The 8,178-nt window shown below is 59.0% G+C and carries 4 protein-coding genes; 3 read left to right on the top strand and 1 reads right to left on the bottom strand.

Going from position 1 to position 8,178, the window contains the following annotated elements:
• Positions 1-204 precede the first annotated feature (204 nt).
• Genes ACILSI_RS22435 through ACILSI_RS22425 form a run of 3 tightly spaced genes read left to right on the top strand, consistent with a single transcriptional unit; the run spans position 205 to position 4,353 of the window.
• Complete coding sequence (locus tag ACILSI_RS22435) at positions 205-861, top strand: helix-turn-helix transcriptional regulator (protein ID WP_395724154.1); 657 nt, start codon at positions 205-207, stop codon at positions 859-861.
• Between the two features lie 47 nt (positions 862-908).
• Entirely contained in the window at positions 909-1,598 is a 690-nt protein-coding gene (locus ACILSI_RS22430; RefSeq protein WP_395724153.1) for a hypothetical protein, read from the top strand.
• Between the two features lie 49 nt (positions 1,599-1,647).
• Positions 1,648-4,353: a hypothetical protein gene (locus tag ACILSI_RS22425; protein ID WP_395724152.1), complete on the top strand. Its 2,706-nt coding sequence runs from the start codon at positions 1,648-1,650 to the stop codon at positions 4,351-4,353.
• 12 nt (positions 4,354-4,365) lie between these two features.
• Here ACILSI_RS22425 and metH read toward each other — a convergent pair whose 3' ends face one another.
• Positions 4,366-8,130: a methionine synthase gene (gene metH / locus ACILSI_RS22420; protein ID WP_395724151.1), complete on the bottom strand. Its 3,765-nt coding sequence runs from the start codon at positions 8,128-8,130 to the stop codon at positions 4,366-4,368.
• Between the last annotated feature and the right edge of the window lie 48 nt (positions 8,131-8,178).

The following is an 8,178-nucleotide window of genomic DNA, read 5'->3' as shown; positions in this document are numbered from 1 at the left end:
CCCATTCCGAACACGGAAGTGAAACGCTGTTGCGCCGATGATAGTATGGCGAAAGGCCATGCGAAAGTAGGACGTTGCCAGATTAAAATACACCCCGCATCCCACAAGATGCGGGGTGTCTTCGTTTACGGGCTTGGCCTTGAATCCCCAGCCTCTGCGCTTCAGACTATTGCGAAGCTCGTGGGCCGCGCTTAGCCTTACAACATGCTCCATCTGCTCCGCGAAATGCTGCACACGCCAGTGCTGGACATCCTCCACCACCTGAAGCACTCCACAGGTCTGCCCGTGAGGGAGCTGAGCACGCGGATGAAAATGAGTTACATGGGAGTGAAACAGCACTGCGTGGATTTGGAAAAGGCGGGTTTTCTGGACACTTGGCGTAGATCCAAGGGGGCTGGTAGGCCGGAAAAAATCTACCGCTTAACGCCTAAGGTCGACGCGCTGTTCGATGGTGGCTTCGGTTTGGCGTTGACGTTGGAAATTCTAACCACGGCGGAACGTGTCTATGGTGAGACGGCCCCTCCAAAGCTGCTTTACACCTATTTCCAGGCCAAGGCCGAAGCGCTGGCTCCCAAACTGGCTAAGGCGGTCAACGTGGCGGAGAGGGCAAAGCTCCTGGCGAAGCTGCGCAGTGCGGACGGCTGTCTCAGCACGTGTGAAACGGACGAGAACGGCCATCTTTGCCTTGTGGAGCATCACCGGCCATTGCGGGCGCTGGCGGCGCATTATGACATGGTGGATGAATTGGAATGCGAGATGATCGAGCGGTTGCTTGGCTGCGAGGTGCGACGTTCGGTGGAAGAAGTCTCGGGGCTGGTGCGTGTTACTTTCCGAATCAAGACAAGCGCGCATCACGAATGACCTCTGGGAACGACGGGAAATTGATCCGGGAAATCCGAATAGCAGTCATGGCGGCTACCGTCCTGCTGAACTCCTGTGCAGGCGGTTTGGGTTCGCTCAAACCGGCTTGGCAGCAAGACCCGAATTTATATCACCATGGCGTGGCGACGCGTCCGTCCCAGTCGGACTTGGTGCCGCATCTCGTGGCCCGCGTGGCGTATGCTGCGCCGGGTCAGATCACCCGGCTTATAGAGCTTCAGGATGATGTGGTGGACACCCAGCGCGGCTTTGCCCGCATGGGAGATGGCACGATTGATCTGGCCGTGCAGGACACGGCGACCGGGAAATGGCTGGATTCGCACCTTTGCGGCGGTGTGTTGTTTATCTCCGGCCTGCCGCATCAGTCCTACCGCTTGGTTTTGAAAAATCGTACGCCGATGCCGCTGGTAATCGGTGTCGGGGTGGACGGCAAGAATCTGGAGACCGGGAAAATAGCGTCATGGCAGCGGGGTAGTTTGCGCATCGAGCCGCGTGGCACACTAACGCTGGATAAATGCTCGAATGGTCCGCTGCTATTCAAGGCGGTAAGCGGCCATGGTGTGCTGTTTGACACGAGCCCGCAGGGACGCGTGGGGTTGATCCAGATCGCGGTCTATCTGGCGGCGGACGCGCCGAGTGTCGGCCCGGAAAAGCTGCGTCCCAGCCAGATCGCACCGCTGGGTCTGCTGCCAATGGGCGCTCCTGAGCAGTACCGCTGAGGCTTGCTACTTGTGGGGATCGGATGCGATGGTTTATTGAGCCTCGTTCATGCTTCGTTTCATTCGCCGCCTTCTGCTTTTTGTGGTGACCAGTTTTCTGCTGGCCGGGGTGGTGTATCTGAGCACAGACTCCTTTCGTGAACGCTGGCATGGCTTTGTGACAGGTGAGCTACAGCGCCTGGGGGTGCATCTGGATTTCACTTCCCTCACGATCAACCCCTTTGGCGGCCTGGTGGCGCGTGAGGTGAAAATCTACAATGATGCCACGCACCGGCACCTTGTGGCGGCAGTTGACAGGATGAACCTGGGCATGAATTACGGCCAGTTGGTGGAAGGACGGGTGAAAATTGATTCTGTGGAGTTGGAGCAGGCCGGTCTGGCGCTACCAGTGGATCCGGCACGGCCTGATCTCACCGTGGTGGAATTGCGCGGTCTTAACGCCCGAATCTTTCTGGATGAGAATCGCCTGGACATCCGACACGCGGAGGGCGTGCTGGCCGGGCTGCACATATCCGTCAGTGGTGTGCTGAAGCTGCCGGAGGCCAAGGAGGAAAATCCTGAGAAACCCAGCCTTAGTGCGATGCAGCGGCTCAGCATGATGCGTGAGCATCGCGCCAAGATCCAGCAGGGGCTGGACTGGCTGGCACGCTTTCGTTCACCCGCAGCGCCAGCATTGCGGGTGAAAGTTTCCGGGGATCTGGACCTGCCGCAGGAACTCCGAGCGGAGCTTTCGCTTCAGGCGCAAGGCTTGGAGTATGGCGACTATGTCTGGAAGGAGGTGGTGGCGGAGGCGGAATACGAAGGGGGCTTCATTGACCTGAAGCGGCTGCATCTGCGAGATCATATGGGTGTGTTGGACGCCACAGCCACCTGGCACATGGGGGCGGATCGCGTTCGTTTTCGGCTGACCTCGAGCGCCGACCTGCCTGGTCTGGCGCGAGCTTTTTTTGACAATGACCAGCTTCACGAGGTGGTTTTTTACGAGGCTCCGCATCTGGCGTTGGAGGGAAGTTTGTTCGTGGCCAGAACGCAACCTGAGGGCATGGTTCCTGCGGAGGTGACAGGACGGCTGGACTGTGGGCGCTTTGGCAGCCGCGGGGAGATCTTTGACTCCCTCAGCCTGACACTCGGCGCGACGCCTGACGGCTTTTTTGCGCGTGATGTGATGCTGAAGCACAAAACGGGCACGCTGGCATTGCATCTGATGAAGCACCGCACGCTGGGTTTCAAATACGACCTGCGGCTCGGCATGGACCCAAACGTTTTCCTGCCCTTCATCCCGATGCCGAAGACACGCGAGGTGATCCAGCGCTTCAGTTTTGACGAGACCTCGTTCATTGATGTGCGCATGTCCTGCGCCGGAGCTTCAACCACCTTGCGGGAGTGCCCCAGCTCCGGCCATGGAGTGGTGCGCAATTTGCGCTACAAAGGGGTGTTTTTTGAATCGGTGGAGATGGATCTCGCGTTGCTGGGAGACATTCAAAACTACTCCAACATCCGTGTGCGCCGCCCGGACGGCCCGGCGGAGGCGGAGTTTGTCTTTGTGAATGACGCGGACGACCAGAAGTGGCTGAGGCTTGTGAATGTGCGATCGGAGGCGGACGCCACCGGTATCCTGCGTGCCTTTGCCCCTAAAGCCGCCGATCACATCGAAGCCTATCGCTTTTCCCCAGGCACGGAGGTGAAAGTGAACGGCACCATTGGCTTCAAAAACAACCCGCAGTTCAACGACTACCGTGTCACTTTTAAAAACCCTGTCGGAGGCGCTCACTATGTGCTGTGGAACGAGGACTACCCCATCATCGCGCCCTATGGCGAGGTGCGCATCCTCGGGGACATGTTGAACTTCGATGTCAACGGGCGTCTGTTTGGCGACACGTTTCGCGCCAAAGGAGCGGTCAACTTGGCGCCGGGCATCAAAAGCTATGATGTGGAGGTGGATGCCGGCCGGTTCCCCTATGAAGTGTTCGGCGAGAAGCTGCCCTTTGAGAACGTGCGCACGGTGGTTCGGAATCGCGAGGGCATTGCGGGATTCGATGTCGCCGCCCGCGTGCTCGGTGGCGGTGTGACGATGAAGGGATCGTTCAATGAAAACCGCGAACCTGACAGCTACGAAGGTGAAATACGCATGAATGCCCTCAGCTTCCAGCGCTTCGCCCAGGTGTACTCTCCGGGCAACGAGAGCGTTGGGGACATCAGCGGCCATTTCAAGTTTACCGGGCGCATGGACGACTGGCGTGCGCTCAAAGGCGGCGGTGTGCTCTTCATACTCAACGGCAACCTCCTCGCGCTGCCTGTTCTCGGCCCGTTGACTCCTGTCATCGGCGCGATTTTGCCTTCGCCGATCAAGGGCTACAACATCGCCAAGGAGGCCAAATGCACTTACGAGGTCTCAGACGGCTTCATCGTCACCAAGGATGTCGAGGCGCTCACCAGCTCCTTCCGCATCCTCAGCAGCGGCAACATCGACTTCATCCGCGATGATATCGACTTCAAAGCCGAGGTCAGCGTACGTGGTCTCACTGGCCTGGTGTTTTTTCCGGTCACCAAGCTGCTAGGTTACAAGGGTTCCGGCACCGTAGGCAACGCACAGTGGTCTCCACGCATCTTCGGCGGGGGCAACAAAGATGAGCGTCGGCCGCCAACGGAAATGGAGTTGCGCGAGGCGCAGAAAATCAGCGGCAACCCGGACGAACGCACCGGTAAGCCTGAGCCTGTTCCGCCGCCCAAGCGCAAATCGTTGTTTGGAAACTGAGTGTTTTGGTGATCAATAGCCAAGCCAAGGGCCAAGCCACTTCTCGGCTTCCTCAATCGTCTGACCTTTGCGCTTCGCGTAATCTTCGACTTGGTCCTTCGCCAGGACGCTGATGCCGAAGTAATGCACGTCGGGATGGCTGAAGTAGAGGCCGCTGACGGCGCTGCCGGGATGCATGGCCATGCTTTCGGTGAGTTCGACACCGGTTTTGGCCGAAGCATCGAGCAGATCGAAGAGGATCGGCTTCTCGGTGTGGTCGGGTTGTGAGGGATAGCCAGGCGCTGGGCGGATGCCGCGATAGCGTTCTTTGACGAGCTCTTCGTTAGTGAAGTCCTCGGGCTTTTCATAACCCCAGGCGACGCGGGCCTGCTTGTGCAGGTATTCAGCAAAAGCTTCCGCGAGACGGTCGGCGAGGGCTTTGACGATGATGGCGCTGAATGGGTCGTGCGCTTTCTCGAACTCATGCGCGAAGTCATCCGCGCCGTGAATGCCTACGGCGAATCCACCGACGTAGTCGGCACGTCCGCTGTCTTTTGGCGCGATGTAGTCGCTGAGGGCGTAGTTCGGCGTGTCTTTCTTGATCACCTGCTGCCGCAAGGTGTGGAAGATAGTCTTTACGCTGCTGCGGGTGTCATCGGCATAGACTTCGATGTCGTCTCCGATGCTGTTGGCCGGGAAGAAGCCGAATACGCCACGCGGGGTAAAACGTTTCTCGGCGATAACGCGGTCCAGCAGATCATTCGCACTCTTGAAGAGCTTCACCGCTTCTTCTTCCGCCTTCACTTTCATCTCAGCGTCTTCATGGGAAGACGAGAAGCGTCCCTCCGCCGTGATCCAGCGGCCACGCAGTTCCCAGGAATGGAAGAAGGGTGACCAATCGATAAATTCACGCAAGGTGGCGACCATGTCGGTGCCTTCATGAACCTTCGTTCCGATGAAGTTCGGTTTGGCGATCTCCTGCGTGCTCCAGTCGCACTTGAAGGCCTTCTCGCGTGATTCGGCAAGGCTGAGAAGCTGGCGTTCCTTCTTCTTGCCGTATTCTTCACGGAGTCGCACATGACGTGCTTCGTTTTCGGCGATGTAGGCGTCGCGGTTTTCATCGCTGATGAGCGAGGTCGTCACCGGCACGCTGCGCGAAGCATCGAGCACATGCACGATGGGCCCCGAGTAATGCGGCGCGATCTTGATGGCCGTGTGCGCCGGGCTGGTGGTGGCACCGCCGATCAAAAGAGGTATTTTCATGCCGCGACGCTCCATTTCAGCCGCGACGTGCGCCATTTCATCGAGAGACGGCGTGATCAGGCCGCTGAGGCCGATAACGTCCGCGCCTTTCTCGATGGCGGTAGCGAGAATCTTGTCACATGGCACCATGACGCCGAGGTCGGTGACTTCGAAACCGTTACACGCGAGCACGACACCCACGATGTTCTTGCCGATGTCATGCACGTCGCCTTTGACGGTGGCCATGATGATCTTGCCCGCACTGCGTTGGGCGGGATTCGCGAGCTTTTCCTCCTCCATGAACGGCTGCAGATACGCGACGCTTTGCTTCATGACGCGGGCGCTTTTCACGACCTGCGGCAGGAACATTTTCCCCGCGCCGAAGAGGTCGCCGACGACGCCCATTCCGTCCATGAGCGGGCCTTCGATGACGAGGAGAGGCTTGCCGAGCTTGTCGAGAGCCTCCTGGGTATCGACGGCGATGAAGTCGGTGATGCCTTTGAGTAGCGCGTGTTCGAGTCGCTTCTCGACAGGCGCGTCGCGCCACTGGAGGTCGGCTTCGATCTTCTTACCGCCGCCCTGTCCTTTGAACTGCTCGGCGTAATCGACAAGGATCTCGGTGGCATCGGGGCGGCGGTTCAGCAACACGTCCTCGACCTTGTGGAGCAGTTCCTTCGGAATCTCCTCATACACCTCGAGCATGCCGGCATTCACGATGCCCATGTCCATGCCCGCCTGGATCGCGTGATACAGGAAGGCGCTGTGCATGGCCTCGCGCACGAGATTGTTGCCACGGAAGCTGAAGCTGATGTTTGAAACGCCGCCGCTGACCTTAGCGCCGGGCAGGTGATGCTTGATCCAGCGTGTCGCGTTGATGAAGTCGAGCGCGTAGTTGTTGTGCTCCTCCATTCCGGTCGCAACGGTCAGAATGTTCGGGTCAAAGATGATGTCTTCCGGCGGGAAGCCCACTTCATCGACGAGGATGCGATAGGCGCGCTCGCAGATGCGGATCTTCTCGTCGTAAGTCGCCGCCTGACCGTTCTCATCAAAGGCCATGACGACCGTCGCCGCTCCGTAGCGCTTGATGGCACGCGCACGCTCCTTGAAGGCTTCCTCGCCTTCCTTCAGTGAGATAGAATTCGCGATGCCCTTGCCTTGCAGCATCTTTAGGCCGGCCTCGATGATCTCCCACTTCGAGGAATCGACCATGAACGGCACCTTCGCCACTTCCGGCTCGGTTTGTAGCAGGTTGAGGAACTTCGTCATCGTCGGCACGCCGTCGATGAGGCCTTCGTCCATGCAGATGTCGATCACGTTCGCGCCGTTCTCGACCTGCTGACGCGCGATGGCCACCGCCTCCTCGAATTTGCCCTCCTTGATCAGCTTCGCGAACTTCGGCGAGCCAGCGACGTTCGTGCGCTCGCCGATCATGAGGTAGTTCGCCTCCTTCGTGTGATTGTAAGGCTGCGAGCCGCTCAAACGCATGATTGGCTCCGGCGTCGGCACATGACGCGGCTCCAAACCTTCCACCGCTTTCGCGATGGCGGCGATGTGCTCCGGCGTGTTGCCGCAGCAGCCGCCCATGATGTTCACGAAGCCAGATTTCGCAAAGTCCGTGGCGAAGTTTGCCATGTCCGGCGGCAGCAGATCGAAGCCGGTCGGTGCGAGCGGGTTTGGCATGCCTGCATTGGGATAGGCCGACACAAAACAATCCGCCTTCGTGGCCAGTTCTTCGAGGAACGGGCGCATCTTATCCGGCCCGAGCGAGCAATTCAGACCGATGGACAGCGGCTTCACATGCCGCATCGCATTGAGATAAGCCTCGGTGATCTGACCTGAGATCATTGTCTCGCCGCCAGGACCGACGGCGGCAGAAATCTGGATCGGCAACTCGACGCCATCGGCTTCAAACACCTCGCGGATCGCCACCAGCGCAGCCTTGGCATTGAGTGAGTCGAAGATCGTCTCCACCATCAGCGTATCGACGCCACCGGCGATCAGCGCACGGATTTGATGCGCGTAGGCCGTCTTCACCTGATCAAAGGTCACATAGCGGAAGCTCAAGTCCGAGAGGTCCGGGAACTGCGACAGCGACACCGTCAGCGGCCCCACCGCTCCAGCCACATAGCGTTTGCGACCGGTCTTGTCAGCGATCTGATCCGCCCACTTCCGGCACTGCTGCGCCGAGTTGAAGTTGATCTCCCAAGCGAGGTCGTTGAGGAACTTGTCGTCGATGATCTTCTGGAAGAACTCGGGATCTTTGCGTCCGCCTTTTTCGCGTGGGTCTTCCACAAAGAACTCACTCTGTGCGATGCTCGTGGCCGAAAACGTGTTCGTCTCGATGATGTCCGCCCCGGCTTCCAGGAAGCGGCGATGGATGTCCTCGATGATGTCCGGGCGGGTGATCGAGAGGATGTCGCCGTTGTTTAAGATATCCTTCTCGTTGCTCCTGAACCGATCCCCACGCGCCGAGGCCTCGTCGAGCACGCCCTTCTCCTTATACCCGCGAATCGTCGTCCCCATGGCCCCGTCGATAACGAGGATACGCTGGCGCATGGCGGCTTCGATTTCAGTGCGGCAATTGGGGCGTGAAGGCATGGCCGA

The organism is Prosthecobacter sp. (assembly GCF_044232965.1).
Classification (GTDB): Bacteria; Verrucomicrobiota; Verrucomicrobiia; order Verrucomicrobiales; family Verrucomicrobiaceae; genus Prosthecobacter.
Note: the sequence above shows the minus strand (reverse complement) of the source record. Positions and strands in the feature narration are given on the sequence as shown.